14 protein-coding genes are annotated in these 16301 nt (G+C 74.5%); 5 read left to right on the top strand and 9 right to left on the bottom strand.

The genetic code is table 11. The annotated features are described in order from the left end of the window. Positions 1-128: 128 nt before the first annotated feature. Positions 129-1496, bottom strand: a complete 1368-nt coding sequence (locus I6A81_RS31615) for a glycoside hydrolase family 26 protein (protein ID WP_307875045.1) — start codon at positions 1494-1496, stop codon at positions 129-131. 981 nt (positions 1497-2477) lie between these two features. Here I6A81_RS31615 and I6A81_RS44185 point away from each other — a divergent pair. The 3 genes from I6A81_RS44185 (at position 2478) to I6A81_RS31600 (ending at position 4316) form a co-directional block, all read left to right on the top strand. Next, on the top strand, positions 2478-2969 hold the full coding sequence (locus I6A81_RS44185) for a CD225/dispanin family protein (RefSeq protein ID WP_307875044.1): 492 nt from the start codon (positions 2478-2480) through the stop codon (positions 2967-2969). Between the two features lie 272 nt (positions 2970-3241). Beyond that, the gene (locus I6A81_RS31605; protein ID WP_203007973.1) at positions 3242-3646 is read left to right on the top strand and encodes a CD225/dispanin family protein; all 405 of its coding nucleotides are present in this window, start codon (positions 3242-3244) and stop codon (positions 3644-3646) included. A gap of 178 nt (positions 3647-3824) precedes the next feature. Next, on the top strand, positions 3825-4316 hold the full coding sequence (locus I6A81_RS31600) for a CD225/dispanin family protein (protein ID WP_203007971.1): 492 nt from the start codon (positions 3825-3827) through the stop codon (positions 4314-4316). Positions 4317-4387: 71 nt separating this feature from the next. Here the strand turns inward: I6A81_RS31600 and I6A81_RS31595 are convergent, their stop codons facing one another. Genes I6A81_RS31595 through I6A81_RS31585 form a run of 3 tightly spaced genes read right to left on the bottom strand, consistent with a single transcriptional unit; the run spans position 4388 to position 8404 of the window. After that, on the bottom strand, positions 4388-6793 hold the full coding sequence (locus I6A81_RS31595; protein ID WP_203006130.1) for an ABC transporter permease: 2406 nt from the start codon (positions 6791-6793) through the stop codon (positions 4388-4390). Beyond that, positions 6793-7722, bottom strand: coding sequence for an ABC transporter ATP-binding protein (locus tag I6A81_RS31590; RefSeq protein ID WP_203006131.1), 930 nt, complete (start codon positions 7720-7722; stop codon positions 6793-6795). The genes I6A81_RS31595 and I6A81_RS31590 overlap by 1 nt, the downstream gene beginning before the upstream one ends. A gap of 1 nt (position 7723) precedes the next feature. Next, a complete protein-coding gene (locus I6A81_RS31585) occupies positions 7724-8404 on the bottom strand; it encodes a PadR family transcriptional regulator (RefSeq protein WP_307875043.1) in 681 nt (226 codons plus the stop codon). Positions 8405-8636: 232 nt separating this feature from the next. Between I6A81_RS31585 and I6A81_RS31580 the strand changes: the two genes are divergently transcribed. Beyond that, on the top strand, positions 8637-9152 hold the full coding sequence (locus I6A81_RS31580) for a GNAT family N-acetyltransferase (protein ID WP_203006133.1): 516 nt from the start codon (positions 8637-8639) through the stop codon (positions 9150-9152). Positions 9153-9447: 295 nt separating this feature from the next. Here the strand turns inward: I6A81_RS31580 and I6A81_RS31575 are convergent, their stop codons facing one another. The 5 genes from I6A81_RS31575 to I6A81_RS31555 all read right to left on the bottom strand — a co-directional run bounded on the left by I6A81_RS31575 (position 9448) and on the right by I6A81_RS31555 (position 14418). After that, positions 9448-10089, bottom strand: coding sequence for a dTMP kinase (locus I6A81_RS31575; RefSeq protein ID WP_203006140.1), 642 nt, complete (start codon positions 10087-10089; stop codon positions 9448-9450). Positions 10090-10390: 301 nt separating this feature from the next. Then, a complete protein-coding gene (locus I6A81_RS31570; protein ID WP_307875042.1) occupies positions 10391-11167 on the bottom strand; it encodes a formate dehydrogenase in 777 nt (258 codons plus the stop codon). Between the two features lie 28 nt (positions 11168-11195). After that, entirely contained in the window at positions 11196-11897 is a 702-nt protein-coding gene (locus I6A81_RS31565) for a molybdopterin-dependent oxidoreductase (RefSeq protein ID WP_307875041.1), read from the bottom strand. 434 nt (positions 11898-12331) lie between these two features. Then, on the bottom strand, positions 12332-13300 hold the full coding sequence (locus tag I6A81_RS31560; RefSeq protein ID WP_307875040.1) for an ABC transporter: 969 nt from the start codon (positions 13298-13300) through the stop codon (positions 12332-12334). Then, positions 13297-14418, bottom strand: coding sequence for an ABC transporter ATP-binding protein (locus I6A81_RS31555; protein WP_203006134.1), 1122 nt, complete (start codon positions 14416-14418; stop codon positions 13297-13299). The genes I6A81_RS31560 and I6A81_RS31555 overlap by 4 nt, the downstream gene beginning before the upstream one ends. A gap of 348 nt (positions 14419-14766) precedes the next feature. Between I6A81_RS31555 and I6A81_RS31550 the strand changes: the two genes are divergently transcribed. Continuing rightward, a complete protein-coding gene (locus I6A81_RS31550) occupies positions 14767-16266 on the top strand; it encodes a type I glutamate--ammonia ligase (RefSeq protein ID WP_203006143.1) in 1500 nt (499 codons plus the stop codon). The last annotated feature ends 35 nt before the right edge of the window (positions 16267-16301 follow it).

Below are 16301 nucleotides of genomic sequence, written 5' to 3'. Positions count from 1 at the left end.
CCCGCCGGGGTCGCGGGCGCGCCCGGGGGTTTGGGGTTCTGCGGGGGGCGCGGGGGGGGGGGGCCCCCCGGCCCCCCCCACGGCGGAGCGGCGATGGTCGCCCCTAGGGCGACCTTGAGCCGACCGCCTTACCAGAGCGAGGCGTACGTCGAAGCGGCGTTGGGGTTCTCGTTCGGGTTGAGCAGGGACGAGTGGACGTTGTTCGCCTCGGCGCTGTTGAAGTACGTCTCGTAGGCCAGGTCGCCCGCGTTGGCCTTGAAGGTGTCGTACATCTTCTTGATGAAGAACGGGTTGTCGCCGCCGGCCTGGCCGGCTCTGCCGGCGCCGGTGTCGGACTTGCCGACCACGCCCCATTCGGACACCGAGAACTGCTTGCCGTGCTGCTTCGCGAACCTGATCACGTCGCACAGCCCGGCCGACGAGTTGCACTGGCTGGCCCAGCCCGCCTCGTCGACGCTCTGCGGCCACATGTCGTAGACGTCGACGCCGACGATGTCGACGTAGGAGTCGCCGGGGTAGACCTCGTATGGCTGGCCGCTGTGCCGGTTCATCGTCCAGTCGATCCGGACCTGCGGGTCGGTCGACCGGATCGCGCTGACGACCTGCTGGAAGCAGCGCTTCCAGGTGTCCGGGTTGGTGTTGCTGACCGACCAGGGGAACCAGTCGCCGTTGAACTCCCAGGCGAGCCGGACGATGGTGCTCGGCCGGCCGATGTTGACCAGGTAGCGGCCGAACTGCTTCCACTGTTCCGAGTAGGAGCCGTTCGCGCAGGAGTTGAAGTCGCCGCCGCCGGTGGGCCAGAACGGCTGGGAGATGACCAGTTGACCGCTGAAACCGGCGAACGCGCTGCCCATCCAGGGGTTGGTCATGTTCTGCCAGTTGTCGCGGGCGGCATACCCGTGCACCACGTTCACCTTGGAGCCGCGGAACTGCTCCCAGGCGTTCACGTGGGTCATCGTGCCGACGACGACGCCGGACAGGCCGCCGGGAATGCGCCCGCCGCCACCGCCGGGCGGCGGCGCCGCGCCACCACCGCCGCCGCCGCCGGGACGTTGCTGGGTGGAGCCCGTGGGCGCGGCGGTCGGGGGAGCGGGCGTCGCGGAGGCGGGCGTCGTGGGGGCCGCCGACGGGGTGGCGCTCGCGGTCGCGCTCGCGCTCGCCGACGGGAGTGGGGTCGCCTGGCGCAGCGCCTCGGCGAGCCCGTTGCTCAGGTCGCCGGCGATCACGGACGTCTCGCCGTCGTCTCCGCCGTGCGGCAGGGCGACCAGTCCGATGCCGGCGGCGGCGATGGCCAGTACGCCGAGCGCCGCGCTCCAGAGGGTGAAGCGCCGGCCGCCGCGGCGAGGGATGGCGTGCGCGCCGGTGCTGTGCGCGCCGGGGGCGCGGCCCCCTGGGGGCGTCGCGGCGCCGTGACTGGTGGCGCGACGACCGGCGCGCTGGGACGGCAGCGGGCCGGTGTTCGTAGATGGCGCCGAGCTGTTGGCCCGGTGTCTCACGGGAGCGTCCTTCCGCCTGACGGTCCACGAAACGGCGTGCCGTGCCGAGCCGCCGACCTCGCCTGCCGACGGCGCGAAACCGTGCACTCCGTGTGCGGATCGCCGGCCCCTCCCGAACGTCCGGCCATCCGCGCCGGGCGATCACGCCGCGGCCCGTGGAGTTTCCCTGCCACCCTAACGTGGGTGCCTACTTGCGCGATGGGGCGGTGTGTGGCCTTCTACGACGTCGTCGCTACGAAGATGTCGGGTTGTGTCTACGGTGTGTTTTCGCGGGAAAGACGGATCGCTGGAGTGGTTGTCCGGGCCGTTTGCGTGGCGACGACTGGATTGCCCACGGATCGTGCCGACGCCGGCGGCGGGCTCCGTGGCGTCGGTGGCGTTGCGTGACATCCGCGCGGACTGGGCCGGAGGGAAGCGCCGTCGCGCGGATTCTGGCGGGACGCGGATCGGCCAACGGGAAGTGCCGGCCGGAGATGTGTCTCTCTTGGGCATTTGGTCAGGCCATAGCCGATCGGGTACCGGCCCGGTTGTGCCACAATGTGCCGCGCAACGGGGGGGTCTCGTGCCTCCCATCGTTTGGCGACCCAAGGCCCGGCGCGCCCGCGCGCCGGGCGGCGAGGGCCACCAGGAGCGCTCATACAGAGCCAGGAGGGCGGTCGTCCTGGCCGTGTGCGCGAGGGAGGAGGCGATGTCCCGTGCCGGCTGGCCCGGTCCGCTCGTCGCCAGCCTGCCCGCGCCGGGCCTGTCGCCCTTTGGACATCGGGCTCCAGGGCGCCTGGCGACCAGGTATCGACCAGTCCGGGCAGCCATCCGCGCGACGGGAGCCGGCCAGGGGCGGACAAGAGTAGCCAGGCGACATCGCCACCGGATGCCCTCGGGCGGCCTCAGCTAACCGGGCCACGGTGGTGCGATCATGCTGCTGAGGTCGCGTCCCCCAACAGTTTTCAATCCGCGTTCCGAGACAACCGCCAGGAGAACCGCGTGTCCCAGTATCCGCCCGAAAACACGCCCGGCGGGTGGGGCCAGCCCGGTGGCCAGGGTACCCCGCCGCCTGGTTACGGCCCCCCGCCGGGCGGCTACGGCGCACCGCAGGAGCCCGGCTACGGCTATGGCCAGCCGCCTGGCTACGGTCAGCAGCCCCCCGGCGGGTACGGCAACCTGCCGCCCTTCCCTGGCGGCCCGGGGTCCAATGTGCCGCCTCCCGGCGGAGCGCCCATTCCGAACTACCTCTGGCAGTCGATCGTCGTGACGATCCTCTGCTGTATCCCGGCCGGGATCGTGGCGATCGTGAACTCGACCCGGGTGCAGAGCCGGCAGCAGATGGGTGACATCCAGGGTGCGCTCGACGCCTCCAAGAAGGCGAAGACGTGGTGCATCGTCTCACTGGTGGCCGGCCTTGTCGTGACGGTGATCTACATCATCCTGATCGCCAGTGGCGCGATGGATGTGAGCGCCAGCTACAGCTCCGACTGACCTCAGTGAGCGGCTTCGGCGGCCGTATGGGTGCCGAGGCCGCTCGCCGGGTCGGTAGGTAGGCCGGTCGGCGGGACCAGTCGGCGGGGCCGGCGAACGGCTCGTCGCATGGTGCCTGCTCTCCTCGACTTCTCCGCTCTCTTGGACATCCGCTCTTGGATATCCGCCGGCTCTGACCTCGCTGGTTCCGCTCCATCCCCTCGTATGACACCGATCCCGCTTTGACGCCCGGCGTTGGAGCGGTCAGCTTTACGAAAGGCGCGGCCGCGACCGTGAGTACCCCACCGCCCTACGGCACCCCAGGTCAGGATCCCTATGGCCAGCAGCCGGGTTACGGCTATGGCACGCCTCCGCCGGGCTATGGCCCGGGCCCGGGCTACCCGCCCGCGCCGGGCGGTTTCGGCGGTCCGCCGCCGGGTGGGGCGCCGATTCCGAACTACCTGTGGCAGTCGATCGTCACGACGGTGCTGTGCTGCCTGCCGGCAGGCATCGTCGCGTTGGTGTACTCGACGCGGGTGCAGCCCAAGCAGCAGATGGGTGACATCCAGGGTGCGCTCGAGGCCTCGAAGAAGGCGAAGACCTGGTGCATCGTGTCCGTCTCCGCGGCGGGCGCCATCCTTCTTCTCTACGTCGTCATCTGGGTGATCATCCTAGGCGCGATCGCCAGCAGCGACTGACGGCCCGCGTCCCGGCCGGCTCCCGCGACCGCGGGGATCGAGGGCGACGGGCGTCGGGTCCGCCGCCGTCGCCGCCCCGCGTGGAGCGGGACGGCGACGGGGCGGCCGCGGCCCTCGCCTCTACCGGGACACCGGGTCCCACGCACCGCGCCGTCCCTGGAAAGGCAGGACAGCACGCGTGAGCACACCGCCCCCCTACGGCGCCCCGGGCCAGGATCCCTACGGCCAGCCACCCGGCTACGGTCAGCCTGGCTATGGCCAGCCCGACAGCTATGGCCAGCCCGGTTACGGCTATGGCCCTGGCTACGGCACGCCCCCACCCGGCTATGGCACGCCCGGCTACGGCACGCCGCCGCCCGGCTACGGCTACCCGCCCATGCCGGGCGGTTTCGGCGGTCCGCCGCCGGGTGGGATGCCGATTCCGAACTACCTGTGGCAGTCGATCGTCACGACGGTGCTGTGCTGCCTGCCGGCGGGGGTCATCGCGTTGGTGTACTCGACGCGGGTGCAGCCCAAGCAGCAGATGGGTGACATCCAGGGCGCGCTCGAGGCCTCGAAGAAGGCGAAGACCTGGTGCATCGTGTCCGCCGCCGTGGCGGGCGCCGGGATTCTCCTCTACGTCCTCTACATCATCATCGTGGTCGTCGCGTTCGCCAGCGGAGTCGACTAGCCGGAAGCGGCTGGCGGCCGGGCAGCCCGCTGGCGGCCGGCCGTCTCGCGGCCGGCCGCCAGCCGGTCGGGTCATTCCCAGCGGAGCAGGTCGCTCAGCGGCCGGCGGACGAGTCCCCCGGCCGCGGCGGCGCCCGCGGCCGCCGCGAGCGCGAGCGTCCCGGCGGCCAGCGCGGCCAGGAACGCCGCCGACGGCATCAGCCCGAACCCGGGGCCAAGGCCGATGTCGCGCGCGACCGCGTCCGACTGCAGGCGGAAGACCAGCACCCCCAGGGGCACTCCCACCGCCACCGCGGCCGCGGCGAGCGCCGCGGCGGCCAGCGCGCTCTGTGAGACGAGTTGGCGCGGCGTGCAGCCGAGGGCGGCCGTGACCCCGATGTCCCGGGCGTTCTCCCGGTTCGAGGCGAGCAGCGAGTGCAGCATGTTGGCCAGCGCGACCAGCACCAGCAGCCCGGCGATCAGCGACGTCACCGTCTCGATCACCTGTCGGCCGCCCGCGTCGGTGCTTCTCGTCCGTAGATCCGCCCCGTCCCCGAACCGGGCGGCGAGGGATTCCTCCACCGTGTCCGGGGAGGTGCCCGGCGTGAGCGTCATCCGGTACTGGTGGGGCAGCGCCGCCGGGTCGATCGCGCGCAGGTCGGCGAGGCGCATCGCGAACACCCGCCCGCTGTCCTCGGAGGTCCGGTACCAGCCGACGACGCGCACCGTGCGCGCCGTGCCCGCGATCTCGACGGTCGCCGTCTGGCCGACCGCCAGATCCAGCTGGTCCAGCAGGCCGTAGCCGACGGCGACCTCGCCGGCCGCGGCTGGCAGGTGGCCGTCGCCGACCGAGTACCCGGGCAGCGCCGGCCCGCCGAGCGCGCGGACCCGGAACGTCTGGCCGTCGTAGCTGCCCCTTCGCTCCGTCTCCGACCACCAGGTGTCGACCCCGGCCGTCTGGCCCAGGGCCCCCTCCACCGCGGCCGGCGTGAGATCGTCGCGGCCGACCATCACCTGCCAGGGGTCGCCGGTGAACGCCGGCTCGTCGAGCGCCCGCGTCACGGTGACCATGAAGCCGCCGGCCACGACCGCCCCGGTCACGGCGATCAGCACCGTGAGCGCCGTGAGCAGCCCGCGTCCCGGCCGGGCGGCGAGCCGGCCGACCCCGAGCAGCGCGAGCCGGCCCGGGACCAGCGCGGTCAGCCGGGCGAACCGGCCGCCCCGGCGGGAGGCCGCCGGCGCGTCCCGCAGCGCGTCGACGATCGACGCCCGCCCGGCCCGCACCGCCCCCGCCACGGTCGCGAGCGTGAGCAGCAGGAGCAGCAGCCCGGCGGTGACCAGCAGGTCGCCGACCTCCCAGTGTGGCCCCGGCCGGCCCGTCACGGCCGCGCCGAGGTCGATGCTCGGCGCCAGCGCCCCGGCGACGACCCAGCCGAGCAGGGCAGCCGCCGCGCCGAGCGCCAGGTGCTCGGCGAGCAGCGCGGCCGTGAGCTGGACCGGCAGCACCCCGACCGCGCCGAGCAGCGCCATCTCGCGGCGCCGGGCCACCATCCGGCTGGTCATCGACCCGGCCACGATCACGGCGACGGCCACCAGCAGGAAGGCGCCGAACGCGGACACCAGCCGGCCGAAGATCTGCCCGACGGTGAGCAGGTCGCCGCGGGTGTCCGGCCAGGTGTTCGTGCCGCGGATCGCGTCGCCGTGGGCGCGGATGACCGCGCCGGCGACCGCCTCGGCCGACACGCCGTCGTCGAGGTCGAGCCAGTAGGTGACCCCGCCGGCCACGTCGGCCGGCACCGCCGCGCCGGCCCGCGCCGGGTCGATCCGGTCCAGACCGGCGTCGGCGACGAACATCCGAGCCTGGTCGCACTGCGGGAAGCCGCAGTCGGTGAGCTCGTTCGCCGTGCCGGCGACGGTGAAGGTGACGTCGCCGCGGGCGTCGCGCAGCACGACGGGGTCGCCGGGGCGCAGGCCAAGATCCTCGGCGGCGCTGCGTTCCAGGACGATCTCGTCCGGCCCGCGCAGCCAGCGCCCGGAGACCAGCAGCGGATGGTTCACCGCGACATCCGGGTCGTCCAGCGCGGTGACCTGGCCCTGGACCACCTTCTCCGCGCCGCCGTCCTTCCCTGTGCCGCCGTCGTTTTGTGGGCCGCCGTCGTTTTGTGGGCCGTCGTCGGGGACGACGAGGGTGGTGTCGAGGTCGCGCAGCGGCCCGGTCACCGCGCGCACGCCCGACATCGCCGCGAGTTGGTCGCGCAGGTCGGCGCCGTCGGTGGCCGGGGCGCCGCCCGCGGCGGCCGGTGCCCGCGCCCAGACGACGACGTCGGCGGCGTTGGTGCGGGCGGCGAGCCGGTCTACGGCGTCGCCGCCCTGGCCCGAGACGGCGAGGCCGGTGGACAGGCCGACAGCGGACAGCGTGAGCACGAGCACGGTGACCACGAGGCCCGTCCGCCCGCGGCCGCGCAGCCCGGCGGCCGCGAGCATGGCTATGGCGCGCATTACCAGCTCCCTAGCCCGAGCAGGTCGTTGAGGTCGTTTCCTGGGCCGTCGCCCGACGGCCGCGCGGTGGACGCGTCCTCGTCGTCGTCGTCGACGACGACGACGAGGCTGGCGCCGGCGCCGACAGCGGTGGCCATGCCGGCGTCGCCGGCAGCCTCACCGCCGGTGGCGGCTCGCCGTCCGCCAGGCCGGCGTTCGTCGACGATCCGCCCGTCGCGCAGGAAGACCACCCGGTCGGCCTCGGCGGCGACCGCGTAGTCGTGCGTCACCATCACCAGCGTCTGGCCGCGGCCGTGCTCGGCGCGCAGCAGCTCGACGACCCGGCGGGAGGCCGCGGTGTCCAGGGCGCCGGTCGGCTCGTCGGCCAGCACCAGGTCGGGCCGGCCGGCGACGGCGCGGGCGATCGCGACCCGCTGCTGCTGCCCGCCGGACAGCGTCGCCGGCAGCGCCCTGGCCAGGTCCGCGAGGCCGAAGTCGTCGAGCACCTCGGCGGCCCTGGCCCTGGCGGCCCGGCGGCCGACGCCCGCGACCCGCAGGCCGAGCTCGACGTTCCCGCTCACGTCCAGGTGGGGCACGAGGTTGTAGGACTGGAAGACGAAGCCGACCCGGCGGCGGCGCAGCAGGGCCCGCTTCGTCGGGGTGAGCGCGCTGATCTCCTCGCCGCCGATCCTGACCGAGCCCACGTCCGGGGTGTCCAGACCGCCGACCAGGTGCAGCAGCGTCGACTTGCCGCAGCCGCTGGGGCCGACGACGGCGACCCACTCGCCGGCGGCGACCGTCAGCGAGACGCCGCGCAGCGCGGCTCTGGCCCGCTCGCCGCGCCCGTAGGACCTGGTCAGGTCGGTGATCGTCAGGATGGGGCCGCCCGGTTCGGCCGGAGCGGTCGGGGTTGTCGGGGTTGTCGGGGTTGTCGGGGTTGCCGGGGCCATGTCAGGTCCTCCCATAGCGGGCGAGGCGGGCCTCGACGATGTCGAGCCAGCGGAGCTCGGCCTGCAGGTGCAGCAGGGACGCCTCGCGGAGCAGGTCGCCGATGCCGGCGACGGCGGGGTCGGCCGGGCTCGCGCCCGGCGAGGTGGAGCTGGGGCCGTGATCGGCCGGGTCGCCGTCGCGGTCGGCGCCGGCGGTGGGCGCGACGGCGGTGAGCGCCCGCAGCGCCCGCAGGCAGCGGGTGCGGTGGGCCGCGAGGGTGCGGGCGGCGCTGCCGGAGCGGGCGTCCCCGCCGGCCGCGCCGGTGCCGGCCGGCTGGCCGCCGTCGCCGCCGTGGGCGCCGTGGGCGGCGTGGGCGGCGTTGGCGTCGTAGATCAGACCGGCGACCAGCCGCTGCACGACGTCGCTCTTGCCGACCGGCAGGTCGCTCGGCTCGTCGAGCCAGCCGCGCAGCGCCTTGCGGCCGGTCTCGGTGAGCTCGTAGACCTTGCGGTCGGGACCGCCGGTGCCCTCCTCGACGTGGTGCGCGACGTTGCCGTCCCGCTCCAGCCGGGTGAGGGTCACGTAGATCTGCCCGACGTTGATCGGCGGCGCCACGTCGCCGAACAGCTCGTCGTGCGCGCGCTTGAGCTCGTAGCCATGGGCCGGGCCCCGGTCCAGGAGGGCGAGCATCAGGTACCTCACGGCACCGCGTTCGGGGGCGCCGCCGTGGCCGCGCCTACATAACGGTTCTGCATAACGGTTATGTACAGCCGTTAGGTACCGGCGTCAACCCACCACTTTCCGTGTTTCGTCGCGCCAACTGGGCGTGTCGGGGCGGCGCGCGGCCACCGACCGGGCAAGCTGGCGGTATCTCCCGCCCGGATCGGGCAGATATCGCTTCCAGGGGGCTTGACGGGCGGGCAGGATCGGGTGAATGCGGACACGGCCGGCATCGGACGATGACTGGGCCGAGATCTGGCCGCTCTGGCGAACGCTGGTGGCGACCGGCGAGCTGTACGTCTGGGACCCGCGCACCTCGGCCGAGGACGCCAGGAAGATGTGGATGCTCCCGCCGCCGGCCGTGGTGCTCGTGCGGGAGGATGACGCCGGCCGGGTCGTGGCCACCGCGCAGATCGCCCCGGCGCAGCCGGGCCTCGGTGACCACGTGGCGCAACTGGTCTTCATGGCGGACCCGGCGCGTGACGGGCTCGACCGGGAGATGGCCGAGGACGCGATCGAGCACGCGGTCGACCTGGGCTACCGGGCCATGCAGTCCACCGTGGTCGTCGCCGGCAACACGAAGACGGTCGCCGTCTGGCGCGCGCTGGCCTTCCGGGTGATCGGCACCCTGCCGTCAGCCTTCCGCCATCCCTGGAACGGCGACGTCGACCTCTACGTCATGCACCGCTTCCTGCCCTACAAGACCTACCGCCCACGCCGCCAGGACTGACCGCGCGGCGGCCGGAGACCGGCGTCACTCCATGGCCGGACCCTGGAACCGGGCTCGGAACTGGTCCTGGGATCGGGCCCTGGTCCGTGGTGCCCCAAGACCGCCTGTCGGGCACCACAGGTCCTGGGATCATGGGCCGGGTGCCCCACGGGACATGGGCTGGGCGATCGTTCCCCGCGGGCCAGGCCAGGCCAGCCAGGCCGGGCCAGGCCAGCCAGGCCGGGCCGGGCCAGCCAGGCCGGGCCGCGTCTGGGCCGCGGGCCGCGGGCCGGGTGACGGGTCGGGGTGGAGCCGCTCAGAGCAGGTCGCTGATGATCTTTCCGACGGCGTCGGCGGTCTCGGCGGGGTCGACGGTCCGCCAGGGAGCGGCCCAGGCGGCGCGGGCCAGCTCCTCGTATTCGTGGGCGACCCTGGTCTGCAGGGCGTCGTCCGCCTCGTAGCGGTCGATGGCGCGGTCGGCGTCCGCGGCCGCGCGGGAGCGGGCCCGCGCGCGGGCGACCTCGACCGGGACGCGCAGCAGCACCTGCAGGCCGGGGCGGGGCAGCGCCAGGTCGCCCAGCTCGAGCGCGGCCACCCAGTCGCGGAAGGCGGGGCGTTCGGCCGCGGGCAGCCTGGCCGCGCCGTAGGCCGCGTTCGAGGCGACGTAGCGGTCCACCAGCACGACGTCGTCGCTGGCCGCGGCGGCGGCGAGCTCGGGGCGGGCGTTCGCCCGGTCGAGCGCGAACAGCAGGGCGCTGGCCCGGACCGACGCCGCGACGGGGGCGAGCGCCTGGTCGCCGGTGAGCATCGCGCGCACCGCCGGGCCGAGGGGCGCGACGGCGTACCGGGGGAACGCGAGCGTGCCGACCCGCCGCCCGGCGGTCTCCAGCGCCGTCACCAGCGCCCGCGTCAGCGTGTTCTTCCCCGCCCCGTCGATCCCCTCGATCGCGACGATCACGCGCGCCGTCCCCCTCGTCGTCAGGCCGCCGGCCACGTTCCAGCTCACCGCCCGGCTTCAGCCACTGTCCCGCATGTCCCGCATGCCAGCGGGACACCCAGAAGGCTCACGCTACCGGCGGTCGATCTGGGGCCGGGGCCAACGGCGCGTCGGCGGGCCGAGCTCCAAGGTGATGCGCGGGCCGCGCGGGGCGGAGGGCGCGTCGGCCGTCGCCGAGCCGGGCCGTCGCCGGGCCGGGCCAGCCGGCCGCGGACGCCGGGCGGGACCGTCATCGCCGAGCGCGACGGGCGCGCCGCCCGGCTCAGGGCGCCTCTGACCTGGGCTCAGGCGCCTCGGGCCCGTCTGACCGCTCTGGCCGCGGCGCCCAGCGCGGGTGCTCGGTGGCGGCCCACCAGGTGGGGACATAGCCGGTGCGCAGGCCGGCGCGGGCCTCCGGGTCGCGCAGCGCCATCCAGAAATGGCCGAGGACCGCGAAGAAGATGCCGATGGCGAACAGATCGTGGATGAACGTCGCGCCGGTGCGGTAGCGGTCCGGGATGCGCAGGTCGGCGCCGAACCACATCACCAGGCCGGTGCCGAGGAAGACCACCATCGAGCCCGCCACGGCCGCCGCGTACAGCTTCTGGCCCGCGTTGAACTTGCCGCCCACGCCTGGCTGGTCCGCTGGCTGCTCGCCCGGCTGGCCCGGCCCGGTCGGCTCGGTCGGCTCGGTCGGCTCGGTCGGCGGCGTGCCCGCGCGGTCCCGGTGCCGGCGAGGCGGGCCGACCGGCGACCGGTCGCGCAGCCAGGCGCCGTCGGCGGCGGTGAAGCGGTTCAGCTCGGTGACGTCCCGGCGGAACCCGGTGACCAGCCAGCCGACCAGCGCCGGGACGGGCAGCGCGTAGCCGGCGTAAAGGTGGATCGTCATCACCAGCGCCCGTCGGCCAACCATGAGCGACAGCGGTGGCAGGTACAGGATGGCGGCCGTCGCCAGGCAGGTCCCGAACAGGACCGCGGTCAGCCGGTGCACCCACCGGGTGCCCGGGCCGAACCGGCGGATCTCGCCGTGGCGCGCCGCCGGCCGGCGTTCGTCGCTCACCGACCGTTCGTTGCTCAACGACATCGCGTCAGACGGGCTCGTCGTCGCGGCCGTTGGACTTGCCGATCCAGGCGTCGACGTCGTAGCCGCGCCGTTCCCACCAGCCGGGTGACACCTTGTCGACGAGCTCGATCTCGCCGAGCCACTTGAGCGACTTGTAGCCGTACATCGGGGCGACGTACAGCCGGACCGGACCGCCGTGCTCGTGGCTGACCGGGCCGTCCAGCATCCGCAGCGCCACCAGGACGTCGTCGCGGCGGGCCTGCTCGATGGTGAGGCTCTCGTCGTACAGACCGTCGAACGACCGGAACGTCACCGCCCGAGCCTCCGGCCGCGCGCCGAGCAGGCCGAGCAGGTCGGCGAGCCGGACGCCGGACCACGGCACGTCGGTGACCCGCCAGCCGGTCACGCACTGGAAGTCCCGGGTCAGCTGGGTCTGCGGCATGGCCTCCAGGTCGGCGTAGCTCAGCGTCAACGGCACGTCGACCAGGCCGTGCACCTTGAGCCGGTAGTCGGCCGCCTTCACCCACGGGACGTTCGACGCCACCGAGTAGATCTCGAAACGGCCGCCCGGGATCAGGTCGGCCAGGCCCGTCGGGTCGCGCTTGCGCAGCGGCGCGGTCACCTTGTTGGCCGCCCGTTCGACGTCCGCGCCGACGGCGACCCCGATCGCTCCCAGGGCCGCGAGCCCCAGCACGACCCGACGCCCCACCGGCGCGCCTTCTGCCACGACATCCAGTGAACACCGGTAGGCCGGCCGGGCATAGGTGCGCGCGCAACCGTCAGCAATCCTTAAGACGACCGGGCCGAGCTGGCAAAGGTCACGCTAGTGCCGCATCAGCGAAGGTTGGCCCGCGTCACGCGTGGGACGGTGCTGGTGAAGTGTCCGTCGAAACGCGGTCCCTGGCTCGCGTTCTGGCGGACAGGTCCAGAGCCCGGCCTGCCAGGGGCGGGGGACCGAGGTCAGGCCCCAGCCCAGGCCGGACCGGCCTGGGCTGGGTGGCTTGTTGTTATGATCATTTGAGATGTGCCGCGGGCGCGGGTGCTGCCACGCGCCCCGGACTCGTCCGTCGAAACGCGGTCCCTGGCTCGCGTTCTGGCGGACACTTCGGGGCCGCCATCACCCGCGGGACGGGGCCAGCGGCGGGGCGAACGTTGCCGGGCCTAGGCGGTGACGTCGCGGCGGGCGAGGCTGGTCGCGCCGGCCACGGCGAACGCCACGGCGTAGCCGATCCCGAGCAGCAGCGGGCCACGGTAGCCGGAGACGGCGTTGCCGCCCGTGGCGATGTCGGTGAACACGAGCCCGGGCAGCCAGCTGGTCGCGTCCAGCCAGGCGTTCTGGATGATGTGCTCCAGCGGGAACGTCCAGACCACGCCGACGAGCACGGCCGTCGTCGTCGACCGGATGAGCAGGCCCAGCGCCGTGCCCGCGATCGCGAAGAACGTCGTCGCGACCAGCACGTTGAGGTAGTCCTTGCCGACCTGGCGCATCGCCGCGGCCGTCCACCACTGACCGGTGTCGACGCCGCGGATCTGCGCCATCAGGATCGCCGTCGCGGCGCTGAGCAGGAACGCGCCGACGAGCGCCACCGCGAGCAGGCCGGTCACGGCGGCCATCCGGCCGGCGAGCCAGGAGACCCGCCGCGGCTCCCGCATGAAGATCACCCTGATGGTGCCCTGGCCGTACTCGGTCGCGACCATCGCCGCGCACAGCACGAGCAGCAGCATCCCGGTGAACGTCGAGCCGGCCCGGAAGCCCAGCACGAGGCCGGCCGGGGTGGCGAGCGCGGGCAGCGGCGGCAGCAGGGAGGTCGGATCGTCGAAGGTGGGCGGCCCGTCGTCGGCGAGCGCGAAGCTGAGAACGGTCGACAGCGTCGACAGCGCGGCGAGCGCGCCCATGGCGATCGCGGTCCCTGGCCGGCGCAGCTTGTGGAGCTCTGCCCGGTAGGCGCGGCTGACCGCCCGTGGCCGCCCGCCGCCGGCCGGCCGGCCACGCCGGCGGGGCGCGGGAGCCCCGGGGGCGGCGGGCGTGCCCTTGCCCGGTGCCCGCCCGTTCAGGTCGTGCGTAGTCAGGCCGTGCGTGTTCAGGACATGGAGGTTCGGGTCCCGCGCGGTCAGGTCCGGCGTGCTCACGACGCGTCTCCCGTCCGCCGCGCGCCGTCCGCCGCGGCGGCGACGAGGCCCGTGTAGCGCTCTTCCAAGGTCACTCGGCCTGGGGCGATCTCGACCAGCGTGATCCCGTGCGCGTGCGCGGCCCTGTTGAGGCCGGCCAGCGCCGCCCACATCGGCTCGGCCGGGCCGTCGGGCCCGTCCGCCGACGGCGCCGGGGGCGGGTCGAGCAGGCCGACCAGCTGGTCGCCGTCCCGCTCGACCGCCAGCCCCAGGCCGGCGGCGAGGTCCGCGAGCCTGCCGACGTCCCGCGCGTGCTCCGGGCGCAACGTCACCCGGGGCGCGCCGGCGGACAGCAGCCGCTCCGGTGGGCCCTGGTAGGCCAGCTCCCCCCGGTCCACGACGATGATCCAGTCGCAGATCTGCTCGACCTCCGCGAGCAGGTGCGAGGAGACCAGGACGGTCCGTCGCCGGCCGTCGCGGGCCGCGAGGCCCCGGATCAGGTCACGCATCAGCCGGATGCCCATCGGGTCCAGGCCGTTCGTCGGCTCGTCGAGGATCAGCAGGTCCGGGTCGCCGAGCAGCGCGGCCGCGATCGCGAGCCGCTGCTTCATGCCGAGCGAGTAGGACCGCGCCTCGTCGTCGGCGCGCTCGGCCAGGCCCACCTCGTCGAGCACCGCGTCCACCCAGGCCGGGTCCCGCCCGGCGAGGATCGTCAGGGCCTCCAGGTTGCGGCGGGCCGACAGCCGCGGGTAGAGGGCGGGGTTCTCGATCAGCGCCCCGGTCCGGGGCAGGTAGCCGGCCGGGTCGGTCAGCGGGTGGCCGAGCACGGTGCCCTGACCGGTGGTCGGGCGGACCAGGCCGAGCAGCATCCGCAGGGTGGTGGTCTTGCCGGCGCCGTTGGGCCCGATGAAGCCGGCCACCGCGCCCACCGGGATGCGCAGGTCGAGATCGTTGACGACGGTCCGCCGCCCGTACCGCTTCGACAGCCCGCGCACGTCGATCGCGGGCGGCCCGGCCGGCGCCGGGCCGGCGGGCGCCGGGCCGGCGCGCGTTCCCGTGGCGGTTGGGAGTGGGTACGGGGGCGGGAGGCTCGCCGTCCCGGCGGCGTGGCCGGTCGGCGTTTCGGCGCGCTGGGTCATGTGATCAGGGTCCGTCGACGGCGCCGTCGGGTCGTCCTCCCGGCGGCGGCACTGTCCGTACGCCCGTCGGCGTACGCGGGTGCCGCGCCCCGGGCCGGCGAGCCTGGCCCGGATTCCGATCATCAGCCGGCCGGTGGGCGCCGGCCTCGCCGAGCGCCGGTCCAGGGCACGTTCCAGACCGGCCGCCGTCGCGAACGGGCTGGCGGCCGCGCCGGGCTCGGGTCCCGACGATCCAAGGCTGGTGCGCAGGGTGGCCGTGATGGCACGCTGGCGGACATCGGGTCGGGAGACGGGGATCAGTCGTCACCCAGATGACCAGGAGGAGCGCCCGTGAGCGACGATGCCACGATGCCTGCCGACGAGGAGAAACCGGCCGACGAGGAGAAACCGGCCGGCGGGGCCGACGGGGAGAAGGCTGCCCGGGTCGCGGCGGACCTACGGGCGCGCGACATCGCGGTCGTGGCGCTGACCTGGGTGGACAACAGCGGCGTCACCCGGGTGAAGGGGGTGCCGGTCGGGCGGCTGGAGCACGCGGCGCGGGCCGGGATCGGGGCGTCGCCGGTGTTCGACGCGTTCGGGCTCACCGACGCCATCGCGTCCGGTCGGTACGCGGGTGGCCCGGTCGGTGACCTGCGGCTGCGGCCGGACCTGGACCGGGTGGTGCCGCTGGCGGCCCAGCCGGGCTGGGCCTGGGCGCCGGCCGACCGGTTCGACCAGCTCGGCCGGCCGCATGCCCAGGATGCCCGTGAGGTGCTGCGCCGCCAGATCGACGAGCTCGCCGGCACCCAGGGGATGGGCTTTTGGGCACGCGCGGCGATCGAGATCGAATGGGCCGTCCGCCCTGAAGGCTGGTTCGCCTACTCCGAGCCCCAGGCGGGCGGCGGTCCCGCGTACGGCATGGACCGGGTGATCGAGCTGTCCGACTACCTGCGCGACGTGACGCGGGCGCTGACCGAGCAGGGGCTGGTCGTCGAGCAGATCCATCCGGAGTACGCGCCCGGGCAGTTCGAGGTGTCCGTGGCGGCCGAGGACCCGCTCGGGGCGGCGGACACCAGCGTGCTCGTCCGTCAGACGGTGCGCGCGGTCGGCCTGCGGCACAAGCTACGCACCTCGTACTCGCCGGTGGTGGTCCCCGAGGGGGTCGGCAACGGCGGGCACGTGCACCTGAGCCTCGGGACCGGGCGCCGGGCCGACCGGAACGTGCTCGTCGACGGCACGGGGCCGGCGGGGCTGAGCCACGTCGGCGAACGGTTCGTCGCCGGGATCCTCGGCCATCTGCCGGCACTGCTCGCGGTCGGCGCGCCGAGCGTCGCCTCCTACCTGCGGCTCGCGCCGTCGCGCTGGTCCGGCGCGTTCGCCTGCTGGGGTGTCGAGAACCGGGAGGCCGCGGTGCGGCTGGTCACCGGGCTCGCGGTCGGCGGCAAGGCGGCCCAGGCGCCGGGGGCCGCGGAGGAGCTGGGCGTCAAGGTCGAGGCCGAGCGATGGGCCGCCGCGTCCCCCAACGTCGAGATCAAGTGCTTCGACCTGTCCGCGAACCCCTATCTCCTGCTGGCCGGCCTGCTGGCCGCCGGCCGGGCGGGGATCACGGCCGAGAAGGCGTCGTTGCCCGAGCCGGTCGACGTGGACCCGGCGTCGCTGCCGGCGGACGAGCGGGCCCGGCGTGGCATCACGGCGCTGCCCGCCCGGCTCGCCGACGCGGTGGAGGCCTTCGAGCGCGACCGGGTGCTGCTCGCCGCCTACGGCCCCGAGCTGCACGACACGATCGCCGTCGTGCGGCGCGCCGAGATCGACCTGTTCGCGGCCGCCACCCCGGAGGAGATCGTCGACCGGACCCGGTGGCGCCACTGAGCCGCGCTCCCCACGACCGTGGGAGCGCGTCGGGG

The organism is Frankia nepalensis (assembly GCF_016786325.1).
In the GTDB taxonomy this organism is placed as follows: Bacteria; Actinomycetota; Actinomycetes; order Frankiales; family Frankiaceae; genus Pseudofrankia; species Pseudofrankia nepalensis.
This window is presented reverse-complemented; position numbering and strand designations above follow the sequence as displayed.